Here is a 21,439-nt window from a genome sequence, read left to right on the forward strand (position 1 = left end):
GTATTACCTACCTGAAAAACTCAATTCATAAATCCAATTGGAGTGTTATATCAAATTTATGAATATAGTCAGTACTAAAAACCAGAAACTAGGGGGTTTGTATGTTCAATCTCCTCAAGGAGAGCAGCTAGTTTTTCCACTCAGGTATACGGAAGTTCAAGCAAAAATTGCCGGTAATTTATCACGCGTTGATGTCATCCAAAGCTTTGAAAATCCCTTCACGCAGCCTTTAGAAGCAGTCTATATCTTTCCATTACCTGATGAGGCGGCAGTGGATGATATGGAAATCAAAATAGGTAGCCGTATCATCAAAGGTAATATTAAAAAACGTGAAGAAGCTGTAGCCATCTACGAAAAGGCAAAACAAGAAGGACGCACCGCCGGACTTCTAGAACAGGAACGAGACAATATTTTCACCCAATCTCTAGCTAACATCAAACCTGGCGAACAAATTGATGTCACAATTCGTTACACCGAAAGTTTAAAATTTGAGGCGGGCAACTACGAATTTGTTTTCCCGATGGTGGTGGGGCCAAGATATATTCCGGGAACGTCGATAGATGGTAGCGGTGATACAGATCAAGTTCCTGATGCTTCTCGCATTACACCGTCTGTAGTCTTAGAAGGAACGCGATCGCGTCACAATATTAATGTCACAGTCGAAATTGATGCGGGTTTGCCAATTTCTGAAGTGCGTTCTCCTTCCCATCAATTAAAAATTGAACACTCAGGTCAAATTGTGCGGATTCAATTAGCTGGAGAAGATACAATTCCCAACAAAGATTTAATTCTCCGCTATCAAGTTTCTGGTGAAGAAACTCAATCTACAGTATTAACCCAAGCTGACGATCGCGGCGGACATTTCGCCATATATCTGATTCCAGCTTTGGAATATTCTACTGATGAGATTGTCCCCAAAGATGTCGTATTTTTGGTGGATACTTCCGGTTCCCAATCTGGCGATCCGTTGCAAAAGTGTCAGGAATTGATGCGGCAATTTATTAATGGGTTAAATCCCAACGATACTTTCACAATTATCGATTTTTCCGATAAAGTCAGACAGTTATCGCCAACACCTCTGCCGAATACACCAGAAAATCGTGCCCAAGCGATCGCTTACATTAACAATTTACAAGCTGATGGCAGCACAGAAATGCTCAGTGGCATTCGTACAGCGATAAATTTCCCCACACCAGCCGGAAGATTACGCAGTGTTGTACTCTTAACCGATGGCTATATTGGCAACGAAAATGAGATTTTGGCAGAGGTACAACAGCATCTACAACCAGGAAATCGCCTTTACAGTTTTGGTGTTGGTAGTTCAGTTAACCGTTTTTTACTAAATCGCATCGCCGAAATTGGCCGGGGAATATCTACAATTATTCGTCATGATGAACCCACAGAAGAAGTTGCCGAAAAGTTTTACAGGCAAATTAACAATCCTGTACTTACAAATATTCAAATCTCTTGGCAAGGTGACACAGAATTACCTGTGATTTACCCAAAGGTAGCGCCTGATTTATTCAGCGAACAACCATTAGTTTTATTTGGTCGCAAACAAGATAAAGCTAGTGGTAATCTGCAAATTTCCGGCATTTCTGCGGGCGGTAAGCACTATGAAAAAACATTTCACCTCGTATTTGAAGAAACAGGAAATGTTGCTGTAGCGCAGTTGTGGGGACGCGCTCGCATCAAATACTTGATGAATCAAATGGTGAGTTTTGAAACCAAAGCTGGTGTAGAGGCAGTTACAAAAACAGCCTTAAATTATCAACTGCTTTCTCAATACACCGCTTTTGTAGCTGTCAGCGATGACGTGCCAGTTGAACCAGGAAGCGAATACTTATCTATGCAAGTGCCAGTGGAAATGCCTGAAGCCGTTAGGTTTGGCAAAGCTTCGGCTGCACGTAAAATATCACTCTCAATGCCATTAGCACCAGCCTCAGCAGAAGCTCCCGATTTTCTCCGGCAAAAGCGATCGCCACAATCTCCAGCAGCCAAAGAAGTTGAGATGTCTTTGAGCTTTGATTTAGAGGAGATGGAACAAGATGAAATCTTAGACCCAGCCATCAACCATCAATTAGAGGTCATCAGTGTTACAGGCTTGGATGAAACAGAAATTGCTAACCTAACCCAACACCTTCAACAACTAAACTTTTCTTTCGGCTTCAGTGGTGAAATCGTCTTTGAGTTCACCGTCAAGAAAGGTCGGGTAGAACGGGTAATGTTAGACGAGGAAGCCTCTACCCTAAAAGATGCACTTGTAGTGGAGAAAATTAAGCGATCGCTCCTACTTTGGAGAGTTCCCCCATCTACAAATGGCAAAGTTATCTTAACCTTGCATCTTCGCGTTTAATCTATAGAGACCGTAAATTTACGGTCTCTATAAATTATTTAGGTGTTTTAATCTGACGCGCCATGTCTAGATAAGCACTCATATTCGCCCCTGGACGACGACGACCATTAGAGCTAGTAGTCGAAGGAGCAAGATATTTTGGTGCAAAGGTTGTTTCAGTTGGCTCTTCTTTGAGTACTTTCGCTGCCGCCGCTTTTGCTTTTTTGCCTGGTTCAATTTTAAGACCCTCAGCAGTCTGAACTAATTGAACGTCAGCTGGTTTGGGATTTTTAGCTGATTTTTCCTTAGCCTTAGACTTAGCTGCGGCGGTTTTTGTTCCATTCAAAGAATCTGGTTTAGATGGAGTTGGTGCTTCTGATGAAATTGTCTCTGCTACTTTCTTAGCATTCGATGCAACTGTTGATGTAACTGTCTCTGCTACTTTCTTCGCGTTCGATGCTACCTCTTTAGCAGCATCTTTGGCAGCATCTTTGGCTTCGTCCAATTCTAAAAAGTAGCCGTTGCTTTTCTTCTTCCCTGGTAATAGTCCGGTAATGAAGCCCAGAATACCCCCAAGAAAGCCCTGAATACCCGAAATTAACTTTTTGATAAAATCCATTACAATTACTCCTGCCTTTTACCTTTTATATTTTGAACTCGACCGTAATTGTTAAAAATTACGACAAAATGTTACATTATCTATTTGGCGTCACCCCGTTCTGGTGACAACCCTTATAGGTTTGTGCTTAATTAACATTGTAGTAAAACCACAGGGCAAATGTTCTATTGCAAGCATTTGCAACCTGCACACACCGAGAACTAATTATTAAATTTTACTGTAGCTAAGAGCAAGATTCTGAAAGCAAGCTTTACAATAATTAACATTTCTTTGCTTGGTAAATACCCAATTGAAGTTAAACAAGCAGTTTACTCTTAACCAGTGGGAAGAGTGTCATAGCCGAATAGCAGATGGCAAGATTAATTCGTTAAATTTTATACAAACTATTTTTGAAAGCATTTCAGTTTTGTTTGCCACAATATTTTTATAAAGCAAAGAATCCGAAAAGCAATAACTTCAGTTTGTAAAGCAGTATGTACTTACAAAAGTGAAATACACCCCTTAATTCAGCCAGATTTTGTAAATGAACATTGAAAATCAACAACGCAATCCCGTTTTGTTAATACACGGTATTGACGACACAGAGGCAGTTTTTTATAGAATGGCCGCTCAATTAAGACTACAGGGTTGGTCTGTATATAGCCTGAATCTGGTTCCTAATAATGGTGATGTGGGTCTTGATGAATTGGCAAAACAAGTAGCAGATTATGTTACAGCGACCTTTGCACCAGAACAACGCCTAGATTTAGTAGGCTTCAGTATGGGAGGAATTGTCAGCCGTTACTATGTTCAGCGATTGGGAGGAATTAACCGCGTGCAGCGGTTTATTACCATCTCTTCGCCCCATTATGGAACTGTGGTTGCTTATGGTTCTAGGCGTCCTGGTTGCCTACAAATGCGTCCAGATAGCATTTTTCTCAAGGATTTAAATTCTGATGCTGTAATGTTGGAGCAGCTAGATTTTACGTCTATCTGGACACCTTATGATTTAATGATTGTCCCAGCAAATAGTTCACAAATGCCCGTAGGGAGCCAAGTAATAGTACCAGTTACTCTACACCCTTGGATGCTGACAGATTCTAGGAGTTTAGCGGTAGTCACAGCAGCTTTAACAAAGCCTATTAAGCTACCTTTGCTAAATAAAAAATCCAGTCAGTAACCAGCATCCTTGTTACGCTTGCATTACTTGCATTTTTAATTTTTAATTTTTAAGTCCTATCCCCAATTTGCGTATGTTCGTAACTCCCAAAAATCGCCTCTGGGTGACGATAATACTTGAACTCCATGAGATTATGAAAGGGATCTTCTAAAAAGAAAGTGCGATGCTCAAGAGGAGAACCAACAAAGCGATTTTTGGTTTCTTCACGAAAAAGTAACTGTTGTTGTTGTGCCCTTTGTAGTAAGTCTTGCCAGTCACGTTCTTGGGTAAAAATTAGCCCAAAATGTCTGGGATAGATAGTTTGTTGCGGTGTCAAAGGTTCTTTTGTGACATGAGCCACTAATTGATGACCGTAGAGATTGAGTATCAGGGCATGGTGGTTTTCACGACCAGGAATGCAGCCCAAACCATCTACATAATATGTTTTTGTTTGGGCAATGTCAGTTACAGGGAAAGCTAGATGGAATAAAGTTTGGCTCATAGCTTATGTGAAAAATACTAGTAATTTATGCTATCTACAATTTATGCTATTAAGTTTTGATTGTGGTTAACTTGGACACAGTTTTTATTGACATTAACTTATATTCTTTATCCTTATTACTAAGATTGGGGACTGAGTAATACTTCCGCCACTGTACTCTGCGGCTACGGAGAAGAGTTTACCTAACTCAAAAGAAGTTTTGCATTTTGTTTAATCATTGCAGCGTAAATCTAAGACCTCATTGATGGTTTGACACTCAGCTTTCCGAATGATGCCTACGCAATTTAATGAATAATACAAACATATTACTTTACCTAGAGAGGTTGCAAAAATAAAGCACTAAGCATCACAAATTCGTTATTCTGTTGATATTCAGACAAAATTACTCATGATTAATTGCTGATGTCATCCTCAATAGATTCTGTAAATCCCTGGTTAGTAGCAGTAGTATTAAACACAATTTTATTGGGTTTAGCTTGGATTGCTCCGAAAAAGCTACTTACCCCTGCTGGATTATTCCATGCCTGGTTTTTGGCCATCTTAATTTGGGTAACTTTAGGCTGGCAAGGATATGCAGTAGTAATGTTCTATTTTTTGGTTGGTTCTGGCGTTACCCGCATCGGTATGGCGCAGAAGGAGGCAGAAGGAATTGCTGAAAAGCGTTCTGGGGCAAGAGGCCCAGAAAATGTTTGGGGTTCGGCTTTGACTGGGGCACTGTGTGCTTTGGGAGTAGGAATAATAAATTCGGGATTCCTCGTACCTACTACCCAGTCGGTAATCCCCAATCCCCTGTCTCTATTATTGCTAGCCTATGTAGCGAGTTTCAGTACCAAGCTAGCTGACACTACTGCTAGCGAAGTCGGTAAAGCTTATGGTAAAAGTACCTTTTTGATTACCACACTCCAACCAGTACCTCGCGGTACAGAAGGAGCGGTAAGCTTGGAGGGAACTTTAGCTGGGATTGTGGCTTCTGTAGCGATCGCACTTGTGGGCTGGGAAGTTGGCTTAATCGATATATTGGGAGTAGCTTGGTGTGTGCTGGCAGCATTTATTGCTACTAACCTAGAAAGTGTGATTGGCGCAACACTGCAATCTAAGTATACCTGGCTGACCAATGAAGTAGTAAATATTTTTAATACATTAATCGGTGCGATCGCATCTGTGCTACTTGCTTGGACATGGATAACTTTCATTAAGTAGACTGACGAGAATAAATAATTACAATTACTCGTTTAAGTGGGGTGTCGAGCAAAACAATTCCGTTAGCTGATAGCGGGGCATTTAGCCCGTTACCAGTTCCAGATTCCCCACTTAGCACTTAGCACTCAGCACTCAGCACTCTTGAAAGGCATTAGTAAAAAATAACTAATCTGCCTTGCTACTGCGCCACCACTAATATTTTCAATCCTGATTTTGTCCCCACTACACTGTAAAAGTGATTGTGGCAAATTATTTTATTTACTAGTTATATAATTTTTTGACCATTTAGATGTAATTAGTTCATGGAATCTTTATCATTTTTATCCATTAATGACTAGATTATTTCTATATGATTTAATTTAAAAGTACTATAAGTGTTTAACAATTTTCACATAATTAGTTCATGGAATCTTTATCATTTTTGACAATTAATGACCAAATAATTTCTATAGAGCAAGCAGTAAAGTACCTGCAAGCCTCTGGAAAATTGGGACAGTTCATTGGGGATATTCTCCGACAGTACGTAATTGAGGAAGAAATCCGAACACGAGATGATATTGAAATTGGTACCGCAATAACTGAACAGTCAATTATTGACTTTAGGCTGAAAAATCAACTCACTGACCCCCAAAGTTTTCAAGAATGGTTAAAGACAAATAATACAGATTACGCTACTTTTCACACCTCGGTTGCTTTTGGTTACAAGTTAGAAAAGCTGAAAGCTGTAGTGACACAAACAAAACTCCCAGAATATTTTATTGAACGCAAGATTTTTTTGGATCGGGTAGTACTTTCCCGGATTGTTGTTGATAATCGAGAATTGGCAGACGAACTCCAAACCCAAATAGAAGAAGGAGGTAGTTTTGAGCAACTAGCTAAAGAGTATTCCCTTTCAGATGACCGAATTGTGAATGGCATGATGGGAATCGTCAGCCGAGGTAGTATGCCGGATATATTACGAGCAGCTATTGATGTGGCCAGTCCTGGACAATTGATAGGTCCAATAGAAATCGTTGGCAAAGACTCTCCCCAAGGAGAAGGGCCTTATGGTTTGTTTCGAGTAGAACAATTTCTACCAGCGTCTTTAGAAGATACTCAACTACAGCAAGCACTACAAAATGAGTTGTTTGAAAAATGGCTAGCAGAGAAAATTCAAAAACTGACAGTCAAGTTACAAGTGAGTTAAAAATTCTGGATAATGAATCTTTACGATTAAAAGTGCTAGCTTCTTTGCCTTGGAATCAGCCACCGCTATCCTGGCTGACTCCCGAACAACAATCCCGATTGGAAAATGAGTGCCAAACCCGCCAGTATCGTCTTGGAGAAAAAATCTGGTCAAACGATGTCGGTGGCTATCAATTTTTAATTGTGGCTGGGAAAGTCCGCTTGCGAGAAGAGGGCGTTGGCAAACCAATAGCCGCTCTAGATGCAGGGGATTGGTTCGGCGACTTCCAAAAGCTATCTGCGGATTTTAAAGCTGTAGCTGCTAGTAAAGAGGTGGTAGTAGTTTGTTGGGAAACTGCGCTGTGGGCAGAATTTTCTCACCCACAAATTCAGGAATTTTGGCAAGCGTTACCAGTAGAAATGGAAGGACAAAGGGAGACATTTTCCTTCTCTAGCACTCCTTCAGTAACTTCAGCCTCAGACGGGACTTCCAGCCCCCACAGCCTCCAACCCCAAAAAGGACTCCCAGCCGCCAATTTGATCGCTGCAATTTATCCGTTTGTTGCCAGTTGGAATACCGCTGCTGCCTGTTTAACAATGGTGGCGCAACAACTAGAAAATTCTGTGCAACTCGAATGGGTGCAGCGTCAACTCAGAGGACAACGCCCAAAACAGGTTGTGGAAGCAGCAGAAAAGTTAGGGTTAGTGTTGCGGCGGTTACAAGTGAGTTGGAGTGAGTTGCGACAGTTGTCATTTCCAGCTTTATTGCTGTGGAATTCTGACTCACCCCAGAGTCCATCCTGGGTGGTGGCTTATGGAGTTAAAGGCGATCGCTTAATTATCGCTAATCCTCTAAATCCCGAACGGACTTGTGAAAGCTTGCCGCAATCTATAGTTGAGGCGTCTTGGGATGGACAATTGTGGCAAGTAGAACTCATATCCCAGCAAGAAAAATTTAACCTCAGTTGGTTTACCCCAGCAGTTTGGAAGTATAAGGGATTGCTCACAGAAGTATTGTTAGCATCTTTTACCTTGCAGCTTTTGGGGTTAACAACACCGCTAATTACCCAAGTCGTCATTGATAAAGTGATGGTGCAGGGGAGTTTGCCGACTCTCGATGTGATGGCGCTGGCACTTTTATGCGTAGCCATATTTGAATCCGTACTAGGCATTCTCCGCTTATTCATCTTTACCCATACAGCTCGCCGTTTGGATTTGAGTTTATCAGCGCAGCTATTTCGCCATCTGATGCGTCTGCCTTTGGCTTATTTTGAGTCGCGCCGCGTCGGAGACACAGTAGCAAGAGTCCAGGAACTCGAACAAATTCGTCAGTTTCTCACAGGTACAGCATTAACTGTAATTCTAGATAGCATCTTTGCTGTGGTGTACCTGGCATTGATGTTTTACTATAATATCCCACTTACCTTTGTGGCTTTAGCAGTACTGCCACTCTTTGCCACATTAACGATAGTTGCAACACCAATTCTGCGTAACTGGCTCAACGAAACTTTTAACCGGAGTGCTGATAGTCAATCGTTTCTAGTAGAGACAATCACCGGAATTCACTCTGTTAAAGCCCACGCAGCCGAACCAGTAGCCCGCGATCGCTGGGAAGGCTTATTTGCCCGTTTCATTCGCACAGGCTTTAAAGCTTCTACCACCTCCAATATCAGCAGCAACATTGGTGATTTTCTCACTAATTTGTCCACTATGCTGATTCTCTGGTTTGGTGCCAAGTTAGTCATCGAACAAAAGCTCACAATTGGACAGCTTGTTGCATTTCAAATGTTGTCTGGTAGAGTCACAGGCCCGCTTTTGCGCTTAGTACAGTTGTGGCAAAACCTTCAACAAGTGCTACTTTCTGTAGATCGCATTGGTGATATTCTCAACGTTTCCCCAGAAGCTGAACTGGGAACTGGCTTAGTTTTGCCACCCCTGAAAGGACAAATCACTTTCGAGCAAGTATTTTTCCGCTACCGCCCCAACTTTGAAGCAATTCTGCGAGGGATCTCTTTCAGTGCCGAACCAGGGCAGTTTGTTGGCATTGTCGGACGTAGCGGTTCTGGGAAAAGTACCCTTTCTAAGCTATTACAACGCCTCTATCAAATTGAATCAGGACGCATCCTTATTGATGGTTTTGATATAAAAAGTGCCGATTTAGCGTCACTGCGGCAACAAGTTAGTGTAGTTCTCCAAGAAGACTTTTTATTTAACGGTTCTATTTTGGAAAATATTACTCTCGGTAGTCCCGACATTACCGCAGAGCAAGTAGTAGAGGCGGCAAGATTAGCCGTAGCACACGACTTCATTAGTCAATTACCCTACGGTTACGAAACCAATGTTGGCGAACGCGGTACAGCTTTATCTGGTGGACAAAGACAACGCATTGCTCTGGCAAGGCTATTTCTTTCCCAAGCGCCGATTTTAGTTTTGGATGAAGCTACTAGTGCTTTGGATAGTGAAACTGAACAACAAGTCCTGCAAAACCTGCAAAAAATTTCTGCTAATCGTACCGTGTTTTTAATTGCTCACCGTTTTGCTCCTCTCAAACGTGCCGACTTGATTTTGGTATTAGAGCAAGGCGTGATTGCCGAACGTGGTACTCACTCACAATTGTTACAACAAAAGGGTTTGTATTGGTCACTATATCAACGGCAGCAAGCAAACATTTAATAGATTTAACTAACTCAAAGCTTGTGGCTACATAAAAAATAAACCTTTGCAAAGCGGCTTAAGCATAGCCTTTGGCGAATGGAGGATAACTCCGTTCGCCATTTTAAGTTTGCTGATTTCAATAATTATCCTTGCTCCAGTCTGAGCGACGTAAATATTTTTATAGCTAGCGATCGCAGTAGTTCTAAGAGTAATAAAAGGAGTCAGAACATCCTAGTATAATTTATACACTAGTTTCCATTAATACACCTTAAATATTTAATCTTTACTTGATAAATTTACTCTTAATAAAAACCGTAATTATCATAATGTTTTTTGGTAATAAAATTAGCATTTTGTTATTAAATTCCATAGTAATTATTGAGAATGAAGTTTTATTCACACATTCAAATCTTTTGATTGTAAAGGTTTCAAGACTTCAAACTGTCAAAAAACGGTTGCTATCTTTGAGAAAAAATTTATGCGTATTGATGATGTTAATAACAATATATTGTCAAATAAACAGCTAAATGCCACTTCAATTTCCTCATTAGATAGCTTTAATACGAAAGATGAATACAACCTAAATTTCAGCAGACGTAGTAGCTATAACTCAGCCGATGCTGATGTGCGATTGCTAAATAACGATGAATCTAAAAATAGCAATAACGCTACTAATAATGCTTTTAGCACTCAAAATTATAACTCCACTAATGGCTATGGCTTGATTAATGGAGCAGCAGCAGTGGCTAGAGCTATTGGTCAAAATACCTTTGCTGATGTTCCCGATTTGGGTGGCAATAATTGGGGAGCAGACCTGGTTAAAGCACCGGAAGTTTGGGCACATGGATACACAGGTAAAGGCGTTGTTGTCGCTGTTGTAGATACTGGAGTTGATTACAACCACGAAGATTTAAAAAATAATATCTGGACGAATACCAAGGAAATTGCGGGTAACGGTATAGATGATGATGGCAATGGCTATGTTGATGATAATTACGGCTGGAACTTCGCCGATCAAAACAATAACACCCTAGATGACAACGGTCATGGTACTCATGTTTCCGGCACGATCGCAGGAGAAAATAATAACTACGGTGTTACTGGTATAGCCTACGATGCCAAAATTATGCCTGTCAAAGCTTTAGATAGCTCCGGCTCTGGTTCCTATAGTTCCATATCTAAAGGTATTCGCTACGCTGTAGATAATGGAGCTAATGTAATTAACCTCAGTTTAGGAGGCGCATCTTCTAATCGCACTCTAGAGTCAGCCATTAACTATGCCAGCAGTAAAGGAGTAATTGTCGTCATGGCAGCAGGTAATGATGGTGACTCATCACCAGACTATCCCGCCCGCTATGCCTCCAAGTCGGGAATTGCCGTTGGCGCAGTAGATAAAAATAATAATTTGGCTGACTTCTCTAACCGCTCTGGAACAAATCCAATCGCTTACGTCACAGCTCCAGGAGTTAAGGTTTATTCATCAGTTCCGAATAATCAGTATGCAACTTATAGCGGCACATCTATGGCTGCTCCCCACGTTGCTGGTATCGTTGCCCTGATGCTTAGTGCTAACCACAACCTGACTGATGCCCAAGTACGTCAGATTGTCACAGAAACCGCAGGAAATAGTACACAAACGACAAACTCTAGTTTAAATATTTCTAATGTCAGTTCTCTAGCGAGTCAAGTGATTGCAGAAACCGCAGGAAATAACACACAAACTACAAGCTCTAGTTTTAAAATTTCTAATGTCAGTTCCCTAGCAAGTCAGGTGATTGCAGAAACCGCAGGAAATAACACACAAACGACAAACTCTAGTTTTAATAGTTCCAATTTTGGTTCACTAATCGGTCAGGGAATTACAGAATCCACAAGATATCTAACACCAGAAAATATCAATAGTTTTAATAATTCTAATTTTGGTTCACTAATCGGTCAGGGAATTACAGAATCCACAAGATATCTAACACCAGAAAATATCAATAGTTTCAATAATTCCAATTTTGGCTCTCTAATCGGTCAGGGAATTACAGAAACCGCAAGATATCTAACACCAGAGACGATCGCTAGTTGGAATAATTCTGCTTTTAGCCCTGTAATTGGTCAGGCGATTACAGAAACTACAAAATATCTGCTATCAGCCGAAGGTAATAGCATATTAACAAATCCAGAATTACGGTCGCAATTTCAAAACTATGAGAAGATTCTGGGCAGTATCAATATGAATAGCAATCAGGATGAGAATAATCCAGATTTTGTCAAACTACTAGAGGGAATGCAAAAACAAATAGATCAGTATAGAAAATTTTTGGGTATAGCTTGAAAATTATAGCGATTTGCAGTTAAGTTAAATACTGCTAGGTTAAGAAAATTAACCTGCTCATCATTAGTGAATAAATGTAGGGGTTTAACAATGCTAAACCCTTACTTGTCGCTAATCTAAGAGACTTTCCTACCTAACGGAGAATGCCTCATTGAACCGCCGTGTCACAGGTTCAGTGATGAATGTCAAAATAGATTTTTTACGAGTGACAATTTCACCTGTAGCAGCCATCCCTGGTGTAAATTCTACTTCTTGACCTCGAACGTTTACTGAGTGTTTATTTAGCTTAATTCTCGTCGGAAAAACTAAACCTAATTCTTTATCAGCAATTGCATTTGGACTGACTTGCATAACTTCGCCATCCACAATGCCAAATTCTTGGAAGGGAAAAGTCGCCATTTTCACTTTTGCCTTCATTCCTTGACGAATAAACCCAATATCGCGGTTGAGAACTTTTACCTCTAGAAGCATTTCTTCCCCTTCCGGCAAAATTGACAGCAATTCTTCACCCGATTGTACTGGCCCCTTGGTGGCTTTGACTTTATAAATTGTACCGGCTACGGGAGCCTCAATCGTTTCTAAAGCTTGTTGCTTCCTCGCCTGCTCTAATTGACCTTGTACAGTTGTCAGTTCTTCTTTACGCTTATTAAACTGCGTCAAAATTTCGCTTTGGCGTTCTGATGCTACACGCTGGGCTTGACTGCGTGCAGCGTTGTAAGCTTGTTCTGCTTGGCGAATTTCCTGGACTTGAGCAGCAATATCTTTTTCTAATGATGTGACTTTATCTTGAGCTTCTGTGATTCTATTCTGGGCGTTGATGACTTCATCTTGCGCTCTTGTGATTTCTGTCTTTGCACGAGTTAATCTTTCTTGAGCATCCAGGTAATCGACACGAGGCACAGCGCCAGGAGTAATTAGAGTACGTAAGCTTTTTTCCCTTTCTTGAGCAAGGGCTAAATTACTTTCAATTTTAATTCGGATGCTATCTGCATTGACAAGGTTGGTTTGAGCATTTGCAAAGCTGCTTTTAGCATTAACTAAGTTATCTTGCAATCGACTCAAGCGGACTTTGGCTTGATCGATGAGTGCTATTTGGCGATTTGCTTCTGCTTCTGCTGCTGCTTGACGAGCTTGGAAGTCTTGCAGGCGAGAGCTTAAAAGTTCATCTTGCAGTTTCGTCCCAGTAGTTTTGCCTCCAACACGTTCTGCATCCAAACGCTGTAAATCGTTTTGAATCAATCTGGTAGATTTAGCTAGGCGGGAAACATCGGTTACTTGCAAGTCTGGATCTTTTTGAATCAGAACTTGACCTTTAGTAACGCGATCGCCTTCTTGCACTTTAACAGCGACAATTGATCCTCCACCCAAAGATGTCACCGGTCTTACCTGTGTAGAAGCAATTAATTCCCCCGGTGCTGTTGCAACTTCATCTATTTGCGAGAAGTACGCCCAGGCGATCGTCCCAAATACGATGGCGCTCATCGTTCCCGCTAATAATCTAGTGTACAGGGGCGGCAATTCCTGTACCGCCTTCCCCAACTCATAAGTAAGTTGTTCCTCTGGTTGGGCGAATCGCTCTTTTGTCTGACGTGCTTGAGCAGCATTTGCAGCTAAGGAAGATTTCATTTGTGTCCTTTATCCTTTGTCCTTTGTCATTAGTCATTTGTCCTTTGTTATTCACTAATGACAAATGACTAATAACTAATGACTAATATTTAATTCAAACTGCTAAATAGCGCCGCAAAAAACTTTCTAATGTCTCCAATTGAAAGTTAAAAATCGCCTCTAAATTGGCAATTTCATCTTTTGTGCAGAAAAATTCATTGGCTAGCAATGTGCGATAAGTTCCCAAAGCTTTTTGGATTTTGGGATTAAATAAACCCAATGCACTCTGTAACCCATCAATGACAAATAGGGGTGAGTTAATTATTACTGGTTCTTTGGCGAAAATCCGACCAAAAATCCGGGGAATATCTTCTCGCAATAAAATTTCTGGCCCTCCAACGGGTAAAATCTGGTTGCGAGCGCCTTCAACTGTTACAGAATCCACCACTATCCTTGCCAAATCATCAGTACTGACAATTGAGGTACGGTTTTTGCGATCGCCAACAAGCAGATACAATCCTGTTTCTCGAAATCGTTCTACCAGTGGCAGCAAGTTAGATGCTAATCCAGATGGGCGCAAAATAGTGTAATTTAAGCCACTAGCTGCCAAATATCGCTCTACTGCTCGTTTAGCTTTAAAAACAGGAGCGTTTTCATAACCGCGATCGGCTCCTAGTACAGAAATAAAGACAAAATGCTCTACGCCATTGGCTTTTGCCTGGTCGATGAGTTCAATATTGGCGCGGTAATCTAAAGATAGGGCATCGCTATCAGAACCGTGTGTGCTGATAATATACCGCACACCCTGACTAGCTTTCTGGATATCTTTTTGTTCTAACAAGTCACCGATGAAGATTTCTGCACCTCGGTGTTCTAACTCGCTATAGCGCGAGGTAAGGCGGACAAATGCCCGCACAGACTGTTCTCGTTGTCGTAGGAGTCGCACAACTCTGCGACCAATTCCTCCCGTTGCTCCAGTTACTAGAAACATACAAATACCTAAATTGAATAGTTACAGCGTTTATAGTTGTCAAAATGCTCGATATATGCTTAAACTCCATTGAGCAATACTTAAATAGAGATATGAGCATATTTTTATACTTTGTTACTATGCTCAAGATATTCTCACGCTAATAAATCACACCTTATTCATTTTAATACTCTGAAAATGATCCCCCATATTTTTGTAGATGTCGGGGATAGATTAATAGGAGGGTACAACACGAAAAAGGGGGATGTCGGGGATGCAGAGGAGGCAAAACAATGAATAAAGAAGCAATTAAAGAAAGATCATACGTGCAATCCAAGAAGCATTAGATAAAGATAGAGAAAAGTAATCTTAAAGAAATAGTTGTCATAACTGTGAGAATTACTGGTATGAGTCAGCAATCAAGCATATTGCTTTCTTAATATGCTTGATTACTTGCGGAAAACACCAAAATGAGAAAGCAAACTGGGTTTTGAATAAGTCAAATGCCATTTTGCTTATTCAAATCGACTTGATATATTGTTTTTATCAAGTAACTAGTTATTGTCCATCGTGACTTTTTCGGCTTATTCTTTGGCTTTGACTGTGGTCGATATTTCTTGCACAATTCTCGGTATTTAATAGCGTATTCATTTGCAAGAATCTTTTTTAACTGTCGCTTGTAGGACAAGGAACAGACTTTTTCCCTGACCAATCTGTAAGAGTATTTTCATCTCTATAATGCCGGGGAGTTTTCAACAGCAAATACCAAGCCTCTCCAGCATCTAATAAATTAAAGTTTTCAGAATATTGAGTTTCTAACAAATCCCTAACCAGAACATAATAGTCCGAGTTCATTCCTGGAAAAATATGATGTTCAGTGTGATGAGAAAAATTTAAATGCAACAAGTCAAATATTTTGTAAACCCGGAGAGACATACTATTAATTAGTGGATCGTTAACGCTAGTCATCCGACAAAGTAAATGATTTGTATAAATATAAAAAATTACTCCAGCATAACCAATTGCAATCGGTAAAAAGTAACCAAGTATGAGCTTTATGGGGTCAAATTGGAGATAGATGAGGATACTCAGATGAATCATTATCATCATCAATAATTCCCCTGCGATCGCTCGACGATCTTTCGGACTGACTGTAAATGCAGCAGGAACATAATCGACGGATTTATGATTGAAAAATAGCACAGATGTCACATTGCGAAAAGTATGTACTCCCCAAGCAGAAGTCATTCCCACTATGAACCATATAGGATTGACTTCAGTTGAAGGCACAAATAAGTCCTGAATCCATTTTCCCCAGGTTGAAGATTGTTCATACAAGTAATTACGATCTGGGTCGCCTAAATCATTAGTGTGATTATGATGTACTCGGTTATGAACTGCTTTCCATAACGTTGGTGGCATCCACAACATTGTTAACCCTAAAAAGCTAATGATGTAGGTTAACCGAGGGTTTTTAATTACGCTACCATGCATCAAATCGTGGGTGCTAAATAGTAAGACAACCACGCTATTGCCCATAATTATGCTTAAAGGTACATAAAGCCACAAAAGATATGGCGACCAAGAATCTAACCGAGCCGCTATCATCCAGCCTAGAATCAAAATTGCCAAATTAATGAACAAGATAATTAACTTACTTGGATCGGGGATAAATGCTTCCGGTGGCATCAGGGAACGTAATTCTTTCGCATATATTTTCTGATGAATCAGTTTTTGCTCGGTACTAACATTCATAAATAATTGTCATGTCGAGAATTTAGCTGAGTGAAGTTTTGCGGTAAATTGTAGCTTTTTAAAATCGAACGATTCAATTCACAATAGCTAAAGGTCTAAATATACCACACAATATTTTTACAATAGACCTATTGGAGAATTTTGGCATCGCCCACAAGTATGCCTCAGAATAAATTCTGAGGCATACAGTCTGAAGCTGACTAAAATTATTGTTTGAACCACATTTCCAGCCAAGGACAAGAGGTCTAATCTATAGACTTCTTGCATAAGTCGGGAAAAGGGGAAAGGGTTCTGTATTGTCCCTTTCCCCTTTAACCTTTACCCTTTTCCCCAAGAATGCAAAAAGCACAAATGCCAAGAGGTCTTATGAAAAGCTTTCTTAATTTGGAATTCCCCCACATCTTGGTAGATGCAGGGGATAGGTTCATGAGATTAGTTTTACTGGCTCAACAAGTTGATAACTTGTTCAAGCGACATCTTAGCCTTGTGCAAATTGAGCAGGTTCTCCTGGTCGTATCGGTCAGGATAGCTGATTTTCCTGCCTTCCAGCGTTATCCGAATTAGTGCTGCTTGCTCATCTGTAGGTGAATTCATCTCATCTATAGCAGAACTGATTATCTGGATAGCGTTAAAGATAGGATTGTTTGGAATCAAGCTCCCACTGGACTGGCTTTCAAGCAAATAATACGATCTAAGACAACTTGGTATTACCCGCATTTCTAGCCTTTAGCTAGAAAGAAGCTTGAAAGAAGTTTTGCCAATTTAAAATCCCCCTATATCTTTGTAAATGCAGGGGGAATATTAACAATTCAAAATTGTTTCAGATGGGTATGTAAACGCTTTACACAAGCAGCCCACCTGAAAACTATTCAGACGCTTTGTTATTAGCTCTATTAGCACGCGCCTCAGCTGAAGCCATGACCTCATCGAAATTTTCTAGCACTTCGCCAGGGAAGTTTTCCAAAACTCTGGTAGAAAGAGCAACCCGCCCTTTACCTTCATCCAAGTCAATAATTACAGCTTTAATTGGCTGACCAACTTGAAATACTTTTTCTAAAGAATCAATAAATTTCTGGCTTACTTGCTTGATATGAAGTAAGGCGCTCATCCCACTTAAATCGACAAATACACCAAAAGGTTTGATGCCAGTAACTTTGCCTTCTACTAGTTGACCTAGTTCTAATAAGCTGAAGTTGCTAGAACGAGTTGCTAAACGCTGAGAAAGGATGAGTTTGTTGGTATTTTTATTAATTTCCAAAAAACCCACAGTCAGATTTTGACCTTTGAGTGCTTCTAAATTATCACGCTCTGCCAGGTGCGATCGCGGGATAAATCCCCGCAAAGAAAGAATATCGACGGTTACACCACCTTTATTCACACCCATAACCCGTACTTGCACAGTCTGAGCATTTTCCTGCATTTCGGTCAGTCGTTCCCAGATGTGCTGAATTTCCAACTGCTTTCGAGAAAGGGTAACTTGCCCTTCTGCATCTTGATCTCGGATAATCAAAAACTGCATTTCCTCTTGCAATGGCAGCACTTCCGATAAATCGGTAACTGCTCTCAAAGAAGCCTCATCGCGCGGCAGAAAAGCTGACGACTTACCACCAATATCCACATAAGCTCCATCATGGTCAAGTTGGAACACTTTGCCATGTACAAGCTGTCCCTTTTGAAATTGGTAGTCGTGTTTTTCTAGTGCTTTGGCAAAATCGTCCATTGTAAAGGGCGAATTGGCTGTTTGAGAAAGTTTCGATTCGGAATTCATGACTTTTGAAGATTGGTTGTTATTTGATATGGTGCAACTGAAGTTTAGATTGTCATTTGTCATTTGTCATTTGTATTCACCAATGACCAATGACCAATGACTAACTTGGCTGCGTATGCTTCAGTTTAGTTGACCAAAGAGTTGTTTTACTTGCTCCCAAGCATCGGCCGCAGCTTTAGGATTATAACTGGCACGGTGGTTACAGAAAAATCCGTGATCAGCTCCATCGTAGCGAAACACACGATGAGGAATTTTATATTTTTCTAACTCTGTTGCAATCTCATCTACTTGTTCGGCCGGGATGCTAGCATCTTCTGTGCCAAAAAAGGCATAGAGAGTGCCTGGAATTTCTCTGGTGCGGGTAACAGTAGGAGCGCCACCTCCCGGTGTGCGAGTGGTAATTCCAGCACCGTAGAAGGAAGCTGTAGCTTTAATATCTGGCAAGGTGGCTGCAAGATATGCGACATGACCGCCAAAGCAGAAGCCAATACAGCCAAAACCATCTTTTTTCACTTGAGGCAGATTTTTGAGGTAGTCAATTGCTAGTTGAATATCGCTCAATAACTCTGAGGCTTGAGTTTGCATGGCGTAGCTTCTGCCCGTTTCAATATCTTCGGGTGTGTATCCGGTTTCAAAACCAGGAGCAATCCGTTGAAAAAGGGCAGGTGCGATCGCTACATACCCAAGTTGGGCAATTCGTTCTGTAACTTCCCGAATGTGAGCGTTGATACCAAAAATTTCCTGTAATACTACAACTCCTGGGTAAGATCCAGGTTCTTTCGGCTCTGCTAGATAAGCAGACACTTGAATATTATCTTGCAAAAGATTAACCGTTGTGGTAATTGTTGCTTGCTCTGTCATAATAATTTTTACCAGTGGTGTGTGATTAGCCGTGTGTTTATTTGATATAACTATGCCAGTATCCCCAGCTTTTTTTCTAATTAAATTATCAATTACCAATAATGAGAGCATTAGAAATTGAGTTTAGAAAAAATTTATATGTAAATAACTGATTCGTATGTAATAAATACAACTAGTTATCAAGGGATGCTGAGTTAAAAGTGCTGAGTAGGAAAGCAACACCTAAGACTCAAACCTCAGCACTCAAGACTCAGCACTCAGCACTTAGTATTCAGGAGGTTTGGTGATGATTCAATTCCGTATTCAGCCAGACAGCGAAATTCCCGCATCAACCCAGCTGTTTAATCAAATCCGATTTGCGATCGCTTCTCGGCAATATCCCCCGGCTTACAAATTGCCAAGCACACGGGCGCTGGCAATGCAAACTGGGTTACACCGCAACACCATAAGTAAGGTTTACCGTCAACTGGAGGAAGACGGATTTGTTGAAAGTATGGCTGGTTCGGGTATTTATGTTCGTGCCCAAGGTCATGAGGGCGGTAGTAGGCTGCAATCACCAATTCTCAAACAAAATCCTGATGCATATCAAGTTGTCCAGCAAGCACTTGATGAGTTGCTCTCTCAAGGATGTTCGCTGAATCAAGCTAGAGAGCTATTTTTAGCGGAAATTGACTGGCGCTTGCGTTGTAGTGCGCGAGTATTGGTTGCAGTGCCATCTTATGATATGGGTGCTGGTGAGTTGATGGTGTATGAATTAGAGCGATCGCTAAAAATTCCAGTCCAGTTGGTAGCAATGGAAGAATTAACCGCAGTGCTGGATAAAACTACCTCTGCGACAGTCGTCACCAGTCGGTATTTTATCAGTAATGTGGAAGCGATCGCAGCTCCAAAAGCTGCACGAGTAATTCCTCTCGATATCTACGACTACAGCAAAGAACTTAGCCTCTTGAAAACCTTACCAAAAGAAAACTGTGTTGGGATAGTTAGCCTTAGTTCCGGGATTGCACGAGCCGCAGAAGTCATCCTCCACGGTTTGCGGGGCGATGAACTATTGGTGATGACTTCGCAGCCAAAAGATGCTTACAAACTTCAGGCAATGGTTAAACGGGCTGAGGTAATCATCAGCGACCAAGCCAGTTTTGCAGCAGTGCAAGCAGCCGTACAAGCCTCTGATGAAGATATTATTCGTCCACCAAAGCTGATTAAGGTTGAAAATTATATCGGCGCTAACTCGATTAACTTGCTAAAACGAGAACTGGGTTTAAGTTAATCTCAAGATAATTCTACCAACATCTTTGAGAGCAACTAATACAGGAGGGATGGGATAGTGCAGATTGTGATTGTGGGCGCAGGCCCAACAGGTGTAACCCTTGCCCTGCTCCTTGTAAAACGTGGTATTGCTGTAACGTTAATTGAAGCAGCAAAAGACTTTCATCGTGTATTTCGCGGTGAAGGATTAATGCCCAGTGGCTTAGAAGCTTTAGAGGAAATGGGTATATCAGCCTTGTTGGAACATATTCCCCATCGCCAACTTGACGCGTGGGAATTCATTATCGGGGACAAGCAGTTATTTCGAGTTGATGAACCAATGGGGGCAAGCCGACCCTGTACGCTAGTTTCACAACCACCACTCCTCAAAGCACTGATTTCAGAAGCTCAAACCAATGATGGGTTTGAATTTATCCAGGGTGTTCCGGTCAAAGATTTACTGTGGAGTAACCAACGTGTCGCAGGTGTAGTACTGAGCGATGGGAAAGAAATTACTGCTGACTTAGTGATTGGGGCAGATGGTCGAAATTCTCTTGTGCGACAACGTATAGGATTGGAATTGGTACGTCAGCCCAAAAATATTGATATTCTCTGGTTTAAACTTGCCGCCAGCCCTGAGTTTGCAGCCGATAATGTGTTTCGTACAATTGTAAATGGCGATCGCGTATTTACCATCTTTCACGGAGCAGAATCAGGCAAACTACATCTGGCTTGGGTGATGTCGGCAACCGAAAACACTGACTCCAAACAAGCCAACTGGGCAGAGATTTTTGCCTCCTTATCGCCCTCATGGCTAGCAGAGCATTTCCGTAATCATGCAGACACCATCGAATCCCCTATTCGGCTTTCTGTTGTGGTTGGTTATTGTCGGCAATGGCACGCACCAGGGGTACTGCTTCTAGGTGACGCTGCACACCCAATGTCTCCCGTCCGTGCCCAAGGAATTAATCTCGCATTCCGTGATGTGATTGTCGCTGCGAATCATCTTGTGCCGTTGTTGCAAAAAGAAGCTGGACACCAGGATATTGACATGGCACTGTCGCACATCCAAGCGGAACGTGAGCCAGAAATTATCCGCGCCCAGCAACTCCAGTTAGAGGAAGCTAAACAAGGCGAACTACTGCGAAAAAATGCACTGGTGCGATCGCTGTTGATTCAACTTGCTCCCTTGCTCCGTAAAATAATTAAAAAGTCTTGGTTAAAGCGACAATATAAAATGCGTCAAGGTATCACGCAGGTACAGGTACACTTAACTGTCTAAAAAACCGCCATCAG

Annotated in this window: 16 protein-coding genes; 8 read left to right on the plus strand and 8 right to left on the minus strand. The window is 41.2% G+C overall.

What is annotated here, in order from left to right; all coding sequences use genetic code 11:
- Nucleotides 1-58 precede the first annotated feature (58 nt).
- Nucleotides 59-2,356, plus strand: a complete 2,298-nt coding sequence (locus V7K45_RS26010) for a VIT domain-containing protein (protein WP_335007815.1) — start codon at nucleotides 59-61, stop codon at nucleotides 2,354-2,356.
- A 34-nt stretch (nucleotides 2,357-2,390) separates the two neighbouring features.
- On the opposite strand, the gene V7K45_RS26015 is transcribed toward V7K45_RS26010, so the two are convergent.
- Nucleotides 2,391-2,954 (minus strand): hypothetical protein, encoded by a 564-nt coding sequence (locus V7K45_RS26015; protein ID WP_335007816.1) that lies wholly within the window; start codon nucleotides 2,952-2,954, stop codon nucleotides 2,391-2,393.
- Between the two features lie 523 nt (nucleotides 2,955-3,477).
- Between V7K45_RS26015 and V7K45_RS26020 the strand changes: the two genes are divergently transcribed.
- Nucleotides 3,478-4,113, plus strand: coding sequence for an esterase/lipase family protein (locus tag V7K45_RS26020; protein ID WP_335007817.1), 636 nt, complete (start codon nucleotides 3,478-3,480; stop codon nucleotides 4,111-4,113).
- Between the two features lie 49 nt (nucleotides 4,114-4,162).
- Here V7K45_RS26020 and V7K45_RS26025 read toward each other — a convergent pair whose 3' ends face one another.
- Nucleotides 4,163-4,594 (minus strand): VOC family protein, encoded by a 432-nt coding sequence (locus V7K45_RS26025; RefSeq protein ID WP_335007818.1) that lies wholly within the window; start codon nucleotides 4,592-4,594, stop codon nucleotides 4,163-4,165.
- 402 nt (nucleotides 4,595-4,996) lie between these two features.
- Between V7K45_RS26025 and V7K45_RS26030 the strand changes: the two genes are divergently transcribed.
- The 4 genes from V7K45_RS26030 (at nucleotide 4,997) to V7K45_RS26045 (ending at nucleotide 11,936) form a co-directional block, all read left to right on the plus strand.
- Nucleotides 4,997-5,794 carry a TIGR00297 family protein gene (locus V7K45_RS26030; protein WP_335007819.1) on the plus strand — a complete coding sequence of 266 codons (798 nt, stop codon included), beginning with the start codon at nucleotides 4,997-4,999 and terminating at the stop codon, nucleotides 5,792-5,794.
- Nucleotides 5,795-6,197: 403 nt separating this feature from the next.
- Entirely contained in the window at nucleotides 6,198-6,980 is a 783-nt protein-coding gene (locus tag V7K45_RS26035; RefSeq protein WP_099102542.1) for a peptidylprolyl isomerase, read from the plus strand.
- Nucleotides 6,929-9,631, plus strand: coding sequence for a type I secretion system permease/ATPase (locus V7K45_RS26040; protein WP_335007820.1), 2,703 nt, complete (start codon nucleotides 6,929-6,931; stop codon nucleotides 9,629-9,631). The genes V7K45_RS26035 and V7K45_RS26040 overlap by 52 nt, the downstream gene beginning before the upstream one ends.
- A gap of 460 nt (nucleotides 9,632-10,091) precedes the next feature.
- Nucleotides 10,092-11,936: a S8 family peptidase gene (locus tag V7K45_RS26045; protein WP_335007821.1), complete on the plus strand. Its 1,845-nt coding sequence runs from the start codon at nucleotides 10,092-10,094 to the stop codon at nucleotides 11,934-11,936.
- 129 nt (nucleotides 11,937-12,065) lie between these two features.
- Here V7K45_RS26045 and V7K45_RS26050 read toward each other — a convergent pair whose 3' ends face one another.
- From V7K45_RS26050 to V7K45_RS26075, 6 genes are all read right to left on the minus strand, one after another.
- The gene (locus V7K45_RS26050; protein WP_335007822.1) at nucleotides 12,066-13,562 is read right to left on the minus strand and encodes an HlyD family efflux transporter periplasmic adaptor subunit; all 1,497 of its coding nucleotides are present in this window, start codon (nucleotides 13,560-13,562) and stop codon (nucleotides 12,066-12,068) included.
- A 94-nt stretch (nucleotides 13,563-13,656) separates the two neighbouring features.
- Nucleotides 13,657-14,532: an SDR family oxidoreductase gene (locus V7K45_RS26055; protein WP_335007823.1), complete on the minus strand. Its 876-nt coding sequence runs from the start codon at nucleotides 14,530-14,532 to the stop codon at nucleotides 13,657-13,659.
- Nucleotides 14,533-15,177: 645 nt separating this feature from the next.
- Nucleotides 15,178-16,266, minus strand: coding sequence for a fatty acid desaturase family protein (locus V7K45_RS26060; protein WP_335007824.1), 1,089 nt, complete (start codon nucleotides 16,264-16,266; stop codon nucleotides 15,178-15,180).
- Between the two features lie 438 nt (nucleotides 16,267-16,704).
- A complete protein-coding gene (locus V7K45_RS26065; RefSeq protein WP_335007825.1) occupies nucleotides 16,705-16,860 on the minus strand; it encodes a hypothetical protein in 156 nt (51 codons plus the stop codon).
- A gap of 271 nt (nucleotides 16,861-17,131) precedes the next feature.
- Complete coding sequence (locus tag V7K45_RS26070) at nucleotides 17,132-18,034, minus strand: S1 RNA-binding domain-containing protein (RefSeq protein WP_335007826.1); 903 nt, start codon at nucleotides 18,032-18,034, stop codon at nucleotides 17,132-17,134.
- A gap of 120 nt (nucleotides 18,035-18,154) precedes the next feature.
- Entirely contained in the window at nucleotides 18,155-18,895 is a 741-nt protein-coding gene (locus V7K45_RS26075; protein ID WP_335007827.1) for a dienelactone hydrolase family protein, read from the minus strand.
- A gap of 286 nt (nucleotides 18,896-19,181) precedes the next feature.
- Here V7K45_RS26075 and V7K45_RS26080 point away from each other — a divergent pair, with 286 nt between their 5' ends.
- Complete coding sequence (locus tag V7K45_RS26080) at nucleotides 19,182-20,165, plus strand: GntR family transcriptional regulator (protein WP_104905920.1); 984 nt, start codon at nucleotides 19,182-19,184, stop codon at nucleotides 20,163-20,165.
- A gap of 54 nt (nucleotides 20,166-20,219) precedes the next feature.
- Nucleotides 20,220-21,425 (plus strand): FAD-dependent monooxygenase, encoded by a 1,206-nt coding sequence (locus tag V7K45_RS26085; RefSeq protein ID WP_335007935.1) that lies wholly within the window; start codon nucleotides 20,220-20,222, stop codon nucleotides 21,423-21,425.
- Nucleotides 21,426-21,439: the final 14 nt, after the last annotated feature.

It is taken from the genome of Nostoc sp., from assembly GCF_036917375.1.
Classification (GTDB): Bacteria; Cyanobacteriota; Cyanobacteriia; order Cyanobacteriales; family Nostocaceae; genus Nostoc.